The organism is Paenibacillus tyrphae, assembly GCF_000722545.1.
Classification (GTDB): Bacteria; Bacillota; Bacilli; order Paenibacillales; family NBRC-103111; genus Paenibacillus_G; species Paenibacillus_G tyrfis.
The window spans coordinates 70983-88443 of record NZ_JNVM01000011.1; the positions used below are offsets into that span (position 1 = coordinate 70983).

Genomic DNA, 17461 nt, shown 5'->3' on the forward strand with positions numbered 1-17461 from the left:
ACATGAAATGGAACCAACGGGCGCTTAAATGGTTATGGTGGCTGGTTATCCTCGGGATGCTGGCTGCCATCCCCGTAGCGTTCGAGCGGAATGAGACGGAGCAGAAAACGGGACGAAAGGTAGAATTCGTCTTCGATTATCGCAATTTGCTGGAAATATCCGATTTGCAAACGGACCCCCGCAAATTCGTATTGGAGCAGTTGGACGAGATGAAGCAGCATGGGATTCAATCCATGGCTGTCTATGAAGCGACTCTCAACGAGCTGAAGCTGAGCCGTCGCATCGAGCTGTTTACATCCCATGAAGCGTCCGCTTTGACCCAGACGCCCATTTCGCCGAATGAAAATTTTACGTATCTTTTGTTTGCGGAGAAAGAATCCGAGCAGCAGCTTCAGCCGATGATTCAAAAGGCCTTTGCCGAGTTGAATGTAAACACGCGAGCATGGAGCTACAAAAATCAGCCGGGCATGATCATCGAGATGTCGATGGAAGATGCGCTTTTAAAAACGATGGACCCGGATCCGATCACCTTACAGCTGCTTAAGGAAAAAGGATACACGATTGTCATCCGGCTATCCAACCGCCGGGCTTTCGATGAAGCCCGCATGGATGAGCTGCTGGGAAAACTGCAGGCTCTCGGGGTTAAGCGAATGATTATCGATGGCGAAACCGTGCCCGGATTCGTAAGTGATAAGGATTTGCATAATCTCGAGTCGATGGCCGAGCTCATGAAAAAGCATCAAATCGGCTTGGCCTCAACCGAAGCCCTGTACCAAAAGACGCCGCCGCGCGGCTTCAACACGATTTCAAAGAAGATTGATTACAACGTGGTCCGTCTTCACCCGCTCACGGAATCCGATTCCCAGAAGCTGACGGAGAACATTACTCCGGAAGAGCTGAAGGGCCGCATTCAAGATTATGCGGATCGGTTTTTGCTGGCGGTGAAGGATCGTAACATCCGTATGATCTTCCTGCATGCCAAAGCGGTAAAGAGCACGGACAAAGGGAAAATCGTACATCCGCTCGATTCGATTTACTTGACGTTGAAGGGGCCGGACGGGGCCATTCCTCAGATTCATAAGGTAGGCTATCAAACCGGACCGGCTACGGCGTTTGTACCGGTGCATTCAGGCTGGCAGCCGGTGGCCAAGATGCTGCTGTCGATTGGAGCCATCGCTTTAATTGTGCTGACGATCTCTTACTTTGTTCCTGAGATTGCACTAGCTGTCTTTTTGCTCGGATTGGTTGGCTCTGCAGGGATGTATGTATGGAACAACAGTTTATTTTCACAAGCGTTGGCGCTTGGCGCAGGAACCTCCGCTCCGACTCTCGCTATGATGTTTGCTATCCGGACGGCGCGGAATAAGTTAAACCGCAGGGATGAAAAAAAATGGTTGTTCACTGTCGTTCTGCTTCTGCGGACAACCCTTCTTTCCCTAATCGGTGTTTTATTTATCGTAGGTTTACTGAACCAAATTACGTATTCTCTGGTACTAGAGCAATTCCGCGGCGTCGGCATCCTGCATGCGGCTCCGATCGCACTGACGGTTCTGTACTGGCTGTTGTTCAGCGATGAAACTTCTTATCGGGATAAAGTACGGCAAATTCAAGGCTTCCTTCACGCGAATATTCGTGTTCTGTGGGTCATTGTCGCAGTAGTCGTCGCGGCAGCAGGCTATTACTACATTTCGCGTACCGGCAACGAGGGGCAGGCATCGTCGTTTGAACGATACTTCCGATCTTTCCTGGAAAATACGCTCGGCGTGCGGCCGCGGACGAAGGAGTTCTTGATCTCCCATCCGTTGTTCCTGCTGGGAGCTTACTTGTGCTATAAGTACCGCAGCGCGCTTCTGCTTGTTCTGATCGGCGTTATCGGTCAAGCTTCGGTCGTAGATACGTTCGCGCATCTGCATACACCGCTCGTCATTTCGTCGATTCGCGTCGTCTACGGCGTGGCTTTCGGCCTGTTGATCGGGGTCGTCTTGATTGTGGTCTGGGAAATTATTTCAAGGAGTTGGCAGCGTTGGGCACCCCGGTTAAGCGAATAGTATTGTCCGGTTACTACGGATTCCATAACAGCGGCGATGAAGCAGTGCTGCAATCGATTTTACTGGCTTTGAAGGAGCATGGAGAACGACAGGGCGAAACATACGTCCCTGTCGTTCTGTCCATAAACCCGGAAGAAACGGCCCGAACCTACGGCGTTGAAGCCGCTCACCGGATGCGCCCTGCCGAAGTATGGCGGGCGCTGCGCGGAGCCGACGGGCTCATAAGCGGTGGCGGCAGCCTGCTGCAGGATGAAACGGGGACCAAAACGATCCCGTATTACATTGGAATTATCCGGCTTGCTCAATGGCTTCGAAAGCCTGTATTTATTTATTCTCAAGGCATCGGTCCGGTACACCGGCCGTTTTTCTACGGATGGATCCGTTCGGCTTTCAATCGATGTGCGTTTATTTCGGTTAGAGACGACGAATCGAAAGCGCTGCTGGGGCGAATGGGTGTTCCAGCAAATCGGGTCGAAGTGGTGCCGGATCCGGTGATGGGATTATCACTTCGCGATCAAAGGTCCCCAAAAGGCGGTACGCTTACAAAGCCTGTTATTGGGGTATCCGTCCGATTCTGGAACGAAGATCGTTCGGAGCTCCGGGCTGTTGCCGATGCGCTTAAGCTTGTATTGGAGCAATCGGACGCGCACATTCGTTTCCTGCCGTTTCATTTGCCATCCGACGAGCAAGCTTCCTTGTATGTGATGGAACATATGGGGGAACTCTACAAAGAGCGGATGAGCATAACCCCTCCGATTGACCATCCGCAGGATATGCTGGCGGAAGTTGCTTCCTGCCGGGTGTTGGTCGGAATGCGCCTTCACTCCTTAATTTATGCGGCCGGTCAATTCGTCCCTATGGTTGGCGTGTCGTACGATCCGAAGATCGATCAATTTTTGAACCGTCTCGGGATTAAAGCCGCTTGCAGTACCCAAAAGCCCGATGCGAACGCGCTGGCCGAAGAAACTTTGCGGCTGTGGAACGGCGTGGAATCTTGGAAACGGGAGAAGCAGCCTGCCATTGAACGGCTGAAAGTCGAAGCCGGGCGTCCGGCGGAACGAATCGTTGCTTATTTTGCCTGTCGATTTAAAGGGAATTAATAAGGCTGCGCTATGCAATAAAAATGTGCTTGTTTTGCCGTAATTCGCAGTGAAAGTGAATCGTAGAGAGGAAAATGTGCGGAAACCTGATAATCCCTATGAAAACCACCTGAAAACCGCCCAAATTGCCTAAATTCATGATGGTATTTCAGAAGCCGTCAAGGTATAATTTGAAGTGTTTGGGGTTTTGTCATAGAAAAAAGGGGCTGTGAAAACACACATGAACTTGTTATACGGTATCGGCTTTGTTGCTGCTTTACTGATCGCATTGCTGATGACACCGCTGGTAAAACGCTTTGCTTTTTGGGTTGGTGCCGTAGATGCACCGAATCATCGCAAAGTACATAGCCGGATCATGCCGCGACTCGGCGGATTAGCTATTTTTATTGCATTCATTGCAGCTTATTTCGTTGTTTCTCCTGCTATAAATACATTAAAAACGGATGTTGTTTTCGGTCTGCTGGTAGGTGGGGCGATTGTCGTATTAATCGGCGCACTGGACGATCGGTTCGACCTGTCACCCAAAATCAAATTGCTCGGTCAAATTTTGGCTGCTAGTGTAGTGGTCTATTCCGGGGCTGTGATCGATTTGGTCAACCTGCCCTTCGCCGACGGGGCCGTTTCTTTAACATGGCTTGCCGTTCCGCTGACGATCTTCTGGATCGTGGGGGTGACCAACGCCATTAACCTGATCGACGGCTTGGACGGTCTGTCCGCCGGGGTATCGGGGATTGCGACGACGACGATTCTGGTATTGGCCCTGATGATGGGGAACGTTACCGTCGCATTGCTGTGTGTCGTGCTGCTTGGCTCTATCGCCGGATTTTTGTTCTACAATTTTCATCCGGCCAAAATTTTCATGGGCGACTCGGGGGCTCTGTTCCTTGGGTTTTGTCTGGCTACGCTGTCCGTGCTTGGATTTAAGCAGGCGACCGTTGTATCCTTGCTGGTACCCATCATGATCTTAGGGGTTCCGTTATCGGATACGTTCTTCGCCATTATGCGCCGATGGGTCAATAACCTGCCGATCTCGGCCGCGGATAAAAGCCACTTGCATCACTGCCTGCTTCAGCTTGGCTTCAGCCACCGGACAACGGTGCTCATTATATATGGCATTGCCGTGTTCTTCGGCTCTTCTGCCGTGCTGCTTTCCTTCATGTCGGAGCAGGATGCGCTGTGGGGCGCCGTGCTATTGATTGCCATTTTGCTCTTTGTGCTGGTGCTTGGCGCGGAAGCGATCGGCATCATCAGCAAGACCAAAAAACCAGTGCTTCATTTTTTAAATAAAATCCGCGTGAAAACGATGCAGCTTAGCACTCGTTCACGGATGTCGAAATGATTATATAGCATCAAATGCAACATGTTGAACAGAACAATAAAAGCTGATAATCCCAGACCTTGATCGGTTTGGGATTTTTTGTTGCGCTTCTTGCAAATTTCCCTAAAAAAAATATCACATTCGGCCGATATGTAAAGTACAACTAATTTTTTGGCGAATGATGTCAAATCTTTGCCGGTTTCAGGCGGGGGAGGTTGTTTTTTAACCGGATTGCTTTGAATCGTTAATTTGCCTACATTTTTATTACATAAGGAGGTACTTCTCTTGAAACGACTTACCAATCGTGCCGTCAGCTTTGCGGTCATCGTTGCCCTGCTGGTGTCGATGATCGTACCGTTTTCCGCGATGGCCGCCGGCGGTTCGCTGATGAAAGTCAAAGGATACAGTACAGCAGCGGCAACCCCGACTCCGGTCACCAGCGAGACGGTCAATATTTCTGTCGAAATCGATAATATCGACGATGCTCAGATCTCTTCTATTTATTATGAGATCGAGAACGTGACGACCAGCCCCGGAAGCCCGGTGGAGAACAAATCCAACAAGGGCATGAAAACGGGCCCTTATGAAGTGACTTTCAACAGCGTCAAGCTGTCCGCAGGTACGAACAAAATTACGTTTACGATGGGTGACGTCACCAAGATTTCTTCCCAACCTGCCTACCTGACGTTTACGCCGACAACGAACATTACGGACCTGAAGTTTAACGACGTGCCGATCGACGACGGTCAAATGTATCCGAAGGACCCAACGCAAACGGCGTATGTGATTACAGGTAAATCGCCGAATGCGACGACGGTTCAAGGTTACTTGCTCGGCCAAGCCAATCCGATCACGGCGTTCCGCAGCAATAATGGCGACTTTACGTTCATTCCAAACCGGAACACGGATTTCAACATGCAAGCCGGGGACAACATTTTTAAAGTTGTCGCCAGCAACAACACGAATACGTACAACACGACTAAAAAGTTCATTTTCAACAATGGCAAGCCGTTTTTGTTTAACGGCGCTTTAGATACTGGTTCTGGAAAGCAGAAGCTAGTGAACGATCCGTTTCCGCAATTGAATCAAACGACGGCTAACCTGACGGGTAAAATGAAGGTCGATCTGGCCCCGGGTTCTTCTACGGTTACGCAATATGTGTATGCAGATATCACCGTAGTAGGCGGCAGCCCGGCAACCCAACGGGTATACTTCTCGGGTACTACACCGGCTCCGCTTACGGAAATCCCGGCAGAGTCGACCTCGACTTATAAAGTATTTGATCTGGGTTCTATTCCGCTGACTCTTCCGACGAATCGGAATCAGACGCTTATCGTGACGTTCTATACAGGCAGCGGCTTGGTAGGTCAAGCGCCGCAGCAGACGTTTACGTTCAATTATTTTGATCCGGCTGCACCTTATGTAACGAAAGTAACCAAGGATCTTGGCACGGACCCGGTAACGACTCAACCGGTTGAAGTCGCCCTAAATCAAAATGGCGATAATGAAATCAGTGAGCTGCCATCTACGTTCTATATCTATACGACCGGTGTTGATCCGGCGGGAAATGTTAAGGCGTTCATCGGCGGAGACACAACCGGTATTGCAGCAACTTATGTTGGACCCGACGGTACGCAGCAAAAATGGAAAGTACAAGTAAATGGCATTCGTGATGGAAGAGCCATCATGTCTATAGTACCGAACGGTATAACCAACGGTAAGCTGGACTTCCCATTAGTTATTACAAGTACACCGTATATCATTCCGGTTAACTTCTATAACAATATGGTTATCAAAAACGCCGCATTGGAGACGCCTTATTGCACTCCAGGCACAGGCGGTACGCCTTGCTTGCAGGCGAAAATCATGAACTTGCCTGAAGCGGAGTATGCCAATGTCGAGGTGTCCGTTAACGGTTATGTGACCAAGCTGGTTGCAGGAGATTTCCGCGATACCAATGCAAAATCGACTTTTATGTTGGATGTGAGCAAAGCCGATACCCGTTGGCTGCCTAATGACAACAAAGATTTGCTTAACGAAGGACGTAACACGGTAAAAATCAACCTGCGTTTGAACGGTGCTGTTGTAACGACAGTGCAGTATGAGATCTTTAAGTTTACGTTGCCGACTCCTGCATTCGTAGGAGATATCTTGCCAAGTCCGCTGGAGAAATTCACCAAGGCGCAAACACCGGATAAATACGCGACGAATGCAAACAGCGTATCTTTCGTGGGCAACTTCGTGAATGCAGACAGCATCAAAATGACTGTCCGCAAAAAAGACGCTCTGGGCAACCCGGTTGTTACTTTCGATGCCCGGGATAGTGGAACTGGATGGAATTATCCTGCTGCTCCGGCCAACGGCCAGCAAAACTATCTGAATAGCGTCGGGACTGGGGCTATCAATACAGCAAGCATTCCTCTTCCTTTTACAGGGGATGTCGTTTTCGAATTTATGGTTTCCAACAAAACGGGAATCACCGAAACCCGGAGCATTACGATTTCCCGTGAACCGGTACCTTACCGGGTTATCGAACCGATTCTTGTGAGGAGCGGCAAGGATGATGTGGCTACGATTAACGGGAACTTCGTAGACATCAAATTGGAAGCTGAGAACGCAGATAGCGTAAGCTTCGGTAAAGACGCTAATATACTCAGCAAGATCGACCCATCCGATAACAAACCTTATTTCTACTACCGCTACGAGAACTTGAAAGCGGGCCGTAACACAATTAGCTTTACCGTGAACCGCGGCAAAGACAGCTCCAAAGGTAGCTTTGTGGTGAATAACGTGAATACGGCGGTAGAAGGCGCACAAATGCTGATGCCGCTACAAAACAAATATAAGCTCTTCGAGGGAGAGCTGGAGCTCAGCTTCCCGACTAACACGAAGCTTATGCGCAACGAACCGACAGCAACGAACCAGTACTTGACGGGAGACCGCAAGCTGTTGTTCGGTCTTGCCAATGTGAAGGACGGCCGTGTCAACAAAGCCTATAATACGGACTACAGCGCAACGTTCTTCCTGCAAGAGCCGACAGGCAAATTCCGTCCGGCTAGTAAGCTGTTCTGGATCAACGGCGGCGCTGTTGGCCAAGACGATTATTTGGACAAGGACAAGCTGAAAGAAGCTCTCACAGGCTCCGGGCGCGATCCGTACAACATTGACGTAAACAACGCAAACGTAAGATTTTATCAGAAGAATAATGAGAATGATCTGAAGAACTCGTTCGTACCAACCAAGCGCGGCGAGCTGACGCTGAAGTATGACGATTCGATCAGACAAGACTCTTGGAAGTATGTCACCGTTTATCAAATGGATATCTATGAAGATTATCGGGGCATGACGACCTTAGCTTGGAAAAACATCGGCGGCGAAGTCGATCCGAAGAAAAATACGATCACGGTTCCGATCGATCATTTTGGCTATTTCCAAGTAATGTACATGTACGACAGCTTCAACGATATTACGAGCCACGAGTGGGGCCGTGATACGCTTGATACGCTTTATTCCAAAGGGTTTATGCTCAATAAACTGCAGTCGCTCTTTGTACCGAACGAATCGATTACGCGCGGCGAGTTTGCTACACTGCTTGTCAAAGCTTTCGATCTTCCGCTTCAGTACTCCGGCAACCTGACGTTCAGCGACGTGCAGAAATTTGCTAGCACCAATCCGCTGTACGATTATAAGTACATCGAGACAGCGGCACGGGTCGGCATCGCACGCGGTAATGCCGGAGGCCGGTTCAAGCCGGATGAGGCCATTACGCGCCAGGATGCGGCCGTCATGATTGCGAGAGCGGCTGAGCTGAAAGTGAATTCGGACAGCAATAAGTCTCTTGATTCGCTTCAAAAGCAATTTACCGATGCGAAAGATATCGACATTTATGCTTTGCCTGCGGTTGAGGCCGTATACAAAGCCAAATTCATCGAGGGCATTGAGAACGTTCTTCTTTCCGGTCAGAAGAAGAAGACATATCGTTTTGACCCGCTTCAAAACTTCACGCGTGTTCAAGCTGCTGCCGTCATGGAGCGCATCTTGAAGCAGCAAAAGAAATTCCCGAAATAAGATGACTGACAAACCGTCAACCGTGGGTTGGCGGTTTGTTCTCTAATTTTAGGTGGTTTCCGCTCAATATTGGAAAATTATTAATGATGACGTATGCGAGTAGGTCGTTGTATACTACCTTTTGTGAGCGCTCGATACAATACATAATTGATAGACGCTCTTGATGTACTTGTTTCAAAGCGGCCTCAAAAAAACAAAAAAAGTTTTTTCAAAGAGCGCAACTTTTCGAAACAACGTGCGTTTAATACATTGAAACAAACAGAAAGCAAGACAAAGAGCTGTGAACTTGGATAAATTTCACAAAATATACTCTTTACCTTGCTAGCATGTCAGTGTATAATGTTAGGTGGCATGCGATTCTATCCTTAAACTTCCTATTGGTTTACTAGTTTCTGCAATTTATACATTGCAGACATCTTCAATAAAAACTCATTTTGCTCAACTCTGGGAAGGGGGTGAATCGGCTAATGAGGGAATCGAGCTATAATTTTTCTACACAGAACTCTCAACAACCGAAAGATATTCGAGGAGGAGAAAAAAAGGTTATGAAGAAAAGTTTATCTGCAATCCTGTCCCTGGCTATGGCATTCTCCATGTTTTCTTCCGTAGCACTGGGTGCAGACGCTAAGAAATCTTCCGCTGATTTCACAGATCTGAAAGATCTGGATGCAGCTACAAAAGCAAAGTTTGACGAAATGATCGGCGCTGGCATTTTCGACGGCGTTAAAGAAGGTACATTCGGTCTGAAAGACAAAATGAACCGTGCGCAATTCGCGAAAGTAGCAGCTTTGGTCTTCAACTTGAAAGTTGACACTTCCCTGAAAACTTCCAGCTTCTCCGATGTGAAATCCGACGATCCGGCTAACGGATACGCTCTGCCTTACATCGAAGCTGTTAAAGCAGCTGGCATCACGGACGGTTACGCTCCTGGCCAATTCAACCCTGCTGGCGACGTAACGAAAGAGCAACTCGCTACTTTCTTGATCCGCGGCCTGGGCAAAGACTCCGAAGGTAGAAACAAAACCGGCGTGAGCGACAAAACTGTTTCCGACTGGGCAAAAAGTTATGTTGCATTGGCACTTGAACTGAAATTGCTGAGCAACGGCACTGACGGCACATTCGGCGGTACTTCGGCAGCAACTCGCGACCTGTTGGTAACGAGCTCCTACGAAGCTAAAAAACAATTTGTTGACACCAACAAACCGGCTAAAGCTTCCATCAAAGAAGCTAAAGCTGCTGACTACAACAAAGTCCAAGTTACTCTGGACAGAGATGTAGATACTGCAAAAGCTACTGTTTCCTTGAAAAAAGGTACAGCTGACGTTGCAACTGACATCAAATGGTCTGAAGATAAAAAAGTTGCTACGCTGACGCTGAAAGACGGTACGAAAATTACTGAAGGCACATACAGCGTAACTCTTGGCGGTTTGGATGCTTCCGCAGTTGACAAAACTACGGCTGAATTCAAAGCAGAGAACGAAAGACTTGAAAAAATCGAGTTCGTAACAGCTAACGATACTGTTGCAAAATCGAAAAAAGTTCGCGTTCAATTCAAACCAACCAACCAATACGGTCAAAACGTTTCGTTCCCTGCCGGTAACTTCACAGTTAACGCGACAGTGCCGAATAACTCCGCATCTTTGACTAAAGATGTTGACACTGGCAAGTTCTATGTTGTTATGAATACGGATGATAGCGGCTTGATCTCCAACAATAGCCAAATTTCCGTTAACATTTGGGACAACGACACGAAAAAGTCTGCTGTTAAAGTATTCAAAGTGGGCGACTTCCCTTACCTCGCTAAAGTAGAATTGGGAGACGTTAAATACCCAACTGGTAAAAGCGCACTCCAAAGCTCTGGCGACAAAGCTGTCGTTAAATTGACTCAATACGACCAATACGGCGGCGAGCTCACAATTGATTCCGGAACGGCAAGCAACAAAATCGCTGATCCAAGCGCCTACATTACTCCAAAAGGAAATGTTCCTTACGAGTCTAACCTGAAATATGAGTTCATCGACGACAATGGCGATGGCGTAAAAGACCTCGTTGTTAAACTTGATGGCAAAGTAACTAGCACTGGAGTATTCACTGTATCCGTATTCGGTGGTGGCTCTACTGCAACTGCTGACATTAAACTCAGCGCAAGCAAAATCGCTGCTAAAGTTGAACTCGGCGAATTTAGCGGTTCTCTTGCAGTAGGCGATAAAGACAAGTACATCGACTTGATCGCTTACGATGCTGAAGGCAACAAATTGTCTGCTGATGACGTTATAGATAACGTAAAAGACAAACGCTTCAACATTTCCGTATCGGGACCGGTTAACCTCGGTAAAACCGACAACGTACCTGCTTCTATGCTTGATTCGGAAGGTAAAGTTGTTATCACCGGCGACAAAAAAGGTAAAATTCACATCGGCGAAGTAACGGCAAAAGGCAATGGCCAAATTTACGTTAACGTATTTACAAACGGCGTAAACAGCCAAGCTAGCAAAAGCTTCAACACAGTTGATGCACGTTATCCGTCCACAATCAAAACGGTAACGGATGCTGCTACTAAAGCAGTTGCTGGCGGTGAAACGAAGCCTAAATTCCAGCTCTTTGACAACTACACCGAGCTTATGAAGGAATTTGACAAGCCGATCAACGAAAACAACAGCAATGGCACTGTAACTTATGATGTTTACGCTACAGTGACTGCTGGCGACACTAACTTTAAAGTTAGCGTTGATGGTTATGGACAATTGCCTACAAATGGCGGTGCAAGTCTTACTGTTAAGCAATTCTCTGATAAAGAGGTCAAAATCGAAACTGCAAATGTTGCAACCGGTAAAGAAGTTGAAGTTAAATTTGCTCTTCGTAAGAAGAAAACTGATGGAACTGTCATCGATAGCAGCGTAGCTTCCGTTACGAAGAAAGTTCAAGTTGTTGATGGTAAGAGCGAGAACCTCAAATACAACTTGAAAGATCTGGGCAGCATCTTCAATACGCTGGACGATGATATGTACAAAAACAGCACTGAAATTCAAGGCAACCCAGCGAAAAGCAAGTTAGCTAAAGAACTTGTTGTTGAAGCTACAGACAGCGCTGGAAATAAAGTTGCATTCCCGAAACAGATCAAGAGCGTTTCGTCTGAAGTCTACGAATATGTTCGCTATGGCTTAGGGGATGGCAATGGTAAAGCTTACGTTATCGGTAAGAAGACAGGTACTTCCAATGTAACTGTACGCTTCTTGGATGGTAAAGGTAACGACAACACAGTAACTGGTCAAGTGACTGTTAAGAACGAGCCTAACAAAGTTGAAAGCATTGAAGCTGGAAAAGCGAGCAAAACATTCTCCAGAGGTGCAAATGCAACCGCTGATAAGCTTTCCGATATTTTGGTACAAAATACCACTAACCAGTATAAACTTTACAACCTGATGGGCGACCTCACTGTTAAGAACCAATATGGCAATGAGTTCAAAAACGAAAATATCGCACCTTACAACGATAAACTGCTGCAACTGACATACATCATCACTGATGTAAGCATGGAGCAAAATGGCAGTGTATCGCTTAATGGTGAGAACTTGACTATCGTAGGAAATGGTTCCTTCACGTTGACTGTTACTGCACCTAACGGTAAATCTGCAACAACAACAGTTGTTATCACTAACTAATCCTAACGGATTAAAAAAAGAAGACCCCTACGGGTCTTCTTTTTTTATCAAGACCCACTAAATACATACATCCAAAGCAGGTGAGCCCATGAAATCAAAAATTACTCTAGCTACTGTAATTCTCATCCTTCTTTTCACGACGATCGTCTACGCAGATTCCAACAATACCTCTACCCAACCAGGTTCTGTCGATGATCCCATCATCACCAAAAGCTACTTCGAACAAAACGTTGCCAAGCAAGTAGCAGATGAATTCGCTAAACAAAGTATAAACGAAGAAAAAATCAAACAACTCATCGCGGCTGAGCTGGCCAAGCAAGGTGGCGGAAGCGGAACTATCCCATCCACAGGTTCCGGTACTGGCAATAACGCTGTCCCCAATTCCGGACTTACTGTCGTGAAGCTCCAGCAAGGACAAACGCTTTATGGCGGTGCTGGCACCGAATTCATTGTCCGAACAGGTAAAGTTGTAGCGGTGAGCTCTGACGATAACGGGATTCCGGACGTTACTTCCGGTAAAGATATTTCCGCAGGAGCAACGGTTGAGCTTAACCACTTGCTCATCGTTCCACGGGAGGGCCGGGGCGTTAAACCTGACGCTAAGAACAAGCAGGAAGTTTTCGTTATGGTTCGCGGCAGTTATTTGATTATTAATGCGGATGGAACGAAAGCCGCATCATAATTTTACCCATTTCACCAATCATTCATACGTTTGGGGTTCGCCTCAGGGGGGATAATAGCATTACATCCTACTTGAGGAGGTATCCCTTATGTCGAAAAGCAACAAGAAAGTGGTACCGGAAAGCGGAAAGGCACTGGATATTTTAAAGTACGAGATCGCTGCTGAGTTGGGGCTTCCAGTTGGCAAGCAGTTGGCTAACGCTAATGTTGAATTTGCTACCGAGCTTGGTTCGATCCCTTCGGCTTCGATTAAAGAAGATTATTGGGGGCACATTGCTTCCCGGGATGCCGGTGCCGTAGGGGGAACAATTACGGCAAGATTAATTAAAAAAGCTGAAGAAATGATGTTGAGCTTATAAACAAGAAGACAATTATCAACAGGAATGTTAATTTTACGCGATCTCATCATATTTTATTGACAGCCTTCTACAAATCCAGTAACATACAATAAGAAGGTAGCAGCTAAAGGAACCTTTTCCACCCGGAAAAGGTTGATTTTTTGTATGTGGACTTCAGCCTTTATCCATAATAAAAGCAGTAGGAGGTTGTACTCATGTCCAATTCTGTGGGCCGCCGTTTGTTTACCTCGGAGTCTGTAACTGAGGGGCATCCGGATAAAATTTGTGACCAAATTTCCGACTCTGTACTTGACGCATTTTTGGCGAATGACCCAAATGCTCGCGTAGCTTGCGAAGTTTCCGTAGCTACCGGTTTGGTTCTTGTCATCGGTGAAATTACAAGCCAATCGGAATATGTCGATATTCAATCCATTGCACGTCAAACCATTAAAGATATCGGCTATACTCGCGCGAAATACGGTTTTGACTCCCAAACTTGCGCAGTGCTGGTTTCCTTGAACGAGCAGTCGCCTGACATCGCTCAAGGCGTTAACAAAGCGCTTGAAGCCCGTGAAGGCCAAATGACGGACGATCAAATCGAAGCAATCGGCGCCGGGGATCAAGGCATGATGTTCGGCTTTGCGGTTAACGAGACACCTGAATTGATGCCGCTGCCGATTTCGCTGTCCCACCAGCTGGCACGCCGCTTGTCGGAAGTTCGTAAGAACGGTACGCTTGCATACCTTCGTCCGGACGGTAAAACGCAAGTAACCGTTGAGTACGAAGGGGCTAAACCGGTTCGTGTCGATACGATCGTCGTCTCTACCCAGCATGCTGAAGAAGTATCGTTGGAGCAGATCCAAGCCGATATTAAAGAACACGTTATCAAGCCGATCGTTCCGGCGGCATTGATCGACGATAATACCAAATACTTTATCAACCCGACAGGCCGTTTCGTAATCGGCGGACCGCAAGGTGACGCTGGATTGACTGGCCGTAAAATCATTGTCGATACGTACGGCGGATACGCACGTCATGGCGGCGGCGCGTTCTCCGGTAAAGATCCGACGAAAGTCGACCGTTCCGGCGCTTATGCGGCCCGTTACGTTGCTAAAAACATCGTAGCTGCAGGTCTTGCCGACAAATGTGAAGTTCAACTCGCTTATGCGATTGGCGTTGCCAAGCCAGTATCGATTTCTGTCGATACGTTTGGGACAGGCAAAGTAAGCGAAGAGAAGCTGGTCGAAATCGTTCGTAAAAACTTCGACCTGCGCCCAGCCGGCATTATTAAAATGCTCGACCTGCGTCGTCCGATCTACAAGCAAACGGCAGCCTACGGTCATTTTGGCCGTACGGACATCGATTTGCCTTGGGAGCGTACGGATAAAGCAGAGCAGCTGAAAGCTGACGCCCAAGCTTAATATTTTTTCCAGATCTGTCTAAGCAAGACGGTCCGTTCTTTTCGCGGATCGTCTTTTTGCATTTTTGTCGATTTTTATAACCCTTTATTATCGTAACTTTTTGGATAGTCATTGAGTCTATATAAAAGGAGAGTGGAAAACGAGAGGAGAACAGAAACGTGATTGTGCAAAAAAAATGGCGAAAATTGTCGGGTGCCGTTTTGGCAGTGTCGTTGCTGCTGTCCACATGGTCGGTACCGTATAGGGCAGAAGCGGCGGATTCGGCTCCGACAGTGGTAAGCCAAGAAATTTTGACGACCGGCGCCGTGTTGAAAAAATATGTATGGCAGTTTACGAGAAGCAAAAAAGACGTCAAAGTCAATGCGAATGTCGTGGAAGTCGATTTGACGAACCCATATGTCAAGTTGGATGTCATGACAGGGACCGAGAACCAGTTTACGCGCAAGCAAAGCGTGCTGGGTATGGCCAAGGAAACGAAAGCTGTCGCAGGGGTGAACGGCGACTTCTATAACACCCAGGCGGAAGGTGTCCCAATGGGACCGGAGATTGCCAACGGGCAGTTGATGGCAACGCCGCCGTATTTGCCGGGCTTCTACTCGTTTGCGCTAGACAAGGACAACAAGCCTATTGTGGACCTATTTACGTTTAAAGGTTCCATTATTGCAAAAGACGGGCAAAGCTACGCGCTTGGCGGGATTAATAAAACTTACTACTGGTTCGAGCCCGGTGGCGAGCACAGCCATATTGACGGTTTGTTTATGTATACGAACACTTGGGGACAAGTGGATCGTTCCAATGATGGCGTAACCGTTCCTACGGAAATTTTGGTTCAGAACGGTATCGTTAAAGAAATTGCAGATAACGGCGTTATTAATATGATTGCTCCGAAAGACGGGTACATTTTACGCGCATCGGGCAAAGCTGCCGATTTTATCCGAACGCATGTAAAAGTAGGCGATCCGCTGAAAGCAGACTATCAAATCCTGCCGCAGGACCCGAATAAGAAGTATGATGCAAGTACGTTCAAAATGATGATCGGCGGTCATACGATTTTGGTGGATGAAGGCAAGCCATCGGAATTTTCGCGCCCGGTGGACGATCTGTGCTGCACGCGTTCGCGGACGGCGCTTGGCTATTCCAAGGACCAGAAGACGGCCTACATCATTACGGCCGACTACAGCGGCGACAGTAAAGGCTTATCGATGAATGAGCTGCAGCAGTTCATGATTCAAGTAGGCGTATGGAAAGGGCTTAACCTCGACGGAGGCGGTTCCACGCAGATGGTAGCCCGGCCGCTGGGCGAAATGACGCCGGTGCTTGTGAATAAGACCGAAACCGGAATTCAGCGGAAAGTTGTGAATGGGGTAGGGGTATTCTCGACCGCGCCGCAGGGTGAAGTAAAGGAACTGTTTATTCAGGCGCCAAGCGTGCTGTTTGTCGGCGAGCAGGCTCCGCTTCGTTTTAAAGCCTACGACGTCTTTTACAATCCGGTGGTTGACACCGATAAAATTACGGCACAGTGGAGCGTAGCCGGCAATAAGGGCACGTTCAAAGATAACGTATTCACTCCGAACCAACCGGGAATAAGCAAAGTCACTGCGGTATCGGGTCAAGGTACCTCAACGGCGGATGTCGAAGTCGTGGGCCGAAATCAGCTGACCAGCATGAAAATTACGTCTGACAACCTCGCGCTGTCCGAAGGCGAAACGTACAAACTGCCGGTCGTTGCGACGACAAAATCGGGCAAGACGAGAGAAATTCCGCCGGAGCTCATTCAATGGGAAGTGCTTGGCATTCAAGGTGAAGTTACGAATGGTATGCTGAAAGTAACAAGCTTAGCGGGAAGCACGGGCGGCGCGCAGTTGATCGCGCGATACGACGGCTTCAGCACGACGACGACAATTCCTGTCGGCATTGATAAAGTATGGTATGATCTGGACAAAGAGGCCGTCATGACGATGCCGGATGCAAAGCCGCAGGAAGTGACTTCTTCTGTCTACATCGTTCCAGACACGAACGGCAATAAATATTTGGAGCTTAATTACGACTTCACGCAAGGAAAAGGCACCAAATGGGCTTATGCGACGATGGATACCCGCATTCTCATTGAAGGCGAGCCGCAATATATGAAAATGAGAGTCAACGGCGACGAGAGCTTAAACTGGCTGCGTGCGGAGCTGCTTGACAATGCCGGTAAAATTCATTATGTTGATTTCGCAAGAAATATTAACTGGAAGGGTTGGAAACAACTTACTGCCGATCTGACGGATTTGAAGCTGAGCTATCCGATTCGCGTCAAGAGCGTCTATGTTGTAAATGAGGAAATCGGACAGGACGAACGGGCGGCCAAAGGCAAAATCGGCATCGACGATATTACGTTTACATACCGCGGCGCGGTGCAGCAACCGTCGAATAATTCCGTTCAGCTGACGGTCAACAAAAAGGCTGTGACCGTTAACGGCAAAGCGATGACATTGGAACAAGCTCCGGTCATCACGGAGGGCAACACGCTTATTCCGATCCGTTTTGTGACCGATGCTCTGGGTGGAAAGGTAAACTGGGACCCGAACGAGCGTAAAGTGACGATCCTTCGTGGCGGTAAAATGATCGATCTATGGATCGATAATAAAGACATGATTGTAAACGGACAGCGAATTACGGCCGAAGTGCCACCGGTCATCATGAAGGATTTGACGATGGTACCACTGCGTATTTTGTCCGAGAACCTGGGCTGGAAAGTGACCTGGGATGGAAAAACCCAGCAAATCACCCTGCAATAATTAGTACTATAAGCTCTCACAATCTTCCGAAAATATGGTACTATA

Annotated in this window: 9 protein-coding genes; all 9 read left to right on the top strand. The window is 47.9% G+C overall.

All coding sequences use genetic code 11. The annotated features are described in order from the left end of the window. The first annotated feature begins 2 nt into the window (after positions 1-2). A complete protein-coding gene (locus tag ET33_RS15100; RefSeq protein WP_235206723.1) occupies positions 3-2048 on the top strand; it encodes a DUF5693 family protein in 2046 nt (681 codons plus the stop codon). After that, positions 2024-3148, top strand: a complete 1125-nt coding sequence (gene csaB / locus ET33_RS15105; RefSeq protein WP_036682864.1) for a polysaccharide pyruvyl transferase CsaB — start codon at positions 2024-2026, stop codon at positions 3146-3148. Before ET33_RS15100 ends, csaB begins: the two co-directional genes overlap by 25 nt. A gap of 220 nt (positions 3149-3368) precedes the next feature. Further along, positions 3369-4487 carry a glycosyltransferase family 4 protein gene (locus ET33_RS15110; RefSeq protein ID WP_036682867.1) on the top strand — a complete coding sequence of 373 codons (1119 nt, stop codon included), beginning with the start codon at positions 3369-3371 and terminating at the stop codon, positions 4485-4487. Between the two features lie 264 nt (positions 4488-4751). Next, positions 4752-8534, top strand: a complete 3783-nt coding sequence (locus ET33_RS15115; RefSeq protein WP_036682869.1) for an S-layer homology domain-containing protein — start codon at positions 4752-4754, stop codon at positions 8532-8534. 545 nt (positions 8535-9079) lie between these two features. Next, on the top strand, positions 9080-12196 hold the full coding sequence (locus ET33_RS15120; protein ID WP_036682873.1) for an S-layer homology domain-containing protein: 3117 nt from the start codon (positions 9080-9082) through the stop codon (positions 12194-12196). 88 nt (positions 12197-12284) lie between these two features. After that, positions 12285-12878, top strand: a complete 594-nt coding sequence (locus tag ET33_RS15125; RefSeq protein WP_036682876.1) for a hypothetical protein — start codon at positions 12285-12287, stop codon at positions 12876-12878. Positions 12879-12966: 88 nt separating this feature from the next. Next, the gene (locus tag ET33_RS15130; protein ID WP_036682879.1) at positions 12967-13236 is read left to right on the top strand and encodes an alpha/beta-type small acid-soluble spore protein; all 270 of its coding nucleotides are present in this window, start codon (positions 12967-12969) and stop codon (positions 13234-13236) included. 194 nt (positions 13237-13430) lie between these two features. Continuing rightward, on the top strand, positions 13431-14636 hold the full coding sequence (gene metK / locus ET33_RS15135; RefSeq protein ID WP_029191820.1) for a methionine adenosyltransferase: 1206 nt from the start codon (positions 13431-13433) through the stop codon (positions 14634-14636). 158 nt (positions 14637-14794) lie between these two features. Further along, entirely contained in the window at positions 14795-17416 is a 2622-nt protein-coding gene (locus tag ET33_RS15140; RefSeq protein WP_036682885.1) for a stalk domain-containing protein, read from the top strand. The last annotated feature ends 45 nt before the right edge of the window (positions 17417-17461 follow it).

Excerpts from the sequence above, each read along its gene's own strand:
- ET33_RS15100 (WP_235206723.1), top strand. The coding sequence starts at position 3 with ATGAAATGGAACCAACGGGCGCTTAAATGGTTATGGTGGCTGGTTATC.
- ET33_RS15110 (WP_036682867.1), top strand. The coding sequence starts at position 3,369 with ATGAACTTGTTATACGGTATCGGCTTTGTTGCTGCTTTACTGATCGCA.
- ET33_RS15120 (WP_036682873.1), top strand. The coding sequence starts at position 9,080 with ATGAAGAAAAGTTTATCTGCAATCCTGTCCCTGGCTATGGCATTCTCC.
- ET33_RS15125 (WP_036682876.1), top strand. The coding sequence starts at position 12,285 with ATGAAATCAAAAATTACTCTAGCTACTGTAATTCTCATCCTTCTTTTC.
- ET33_RS15130 (WP_036682879.1), top strand. The coding sequence starts at position 12,967 with ATGTCGAAAAGCAACAAGAAAGTGGTACCGGAAAGCGGAAAGGCACTG.
- metK (WP_029191820.1), top strand. The coding sequence starts at position 13,431 with ATGTCCAATTCTGTGGGCCGCCGTTTGTTTACCTCGGAGTCTGTAACT.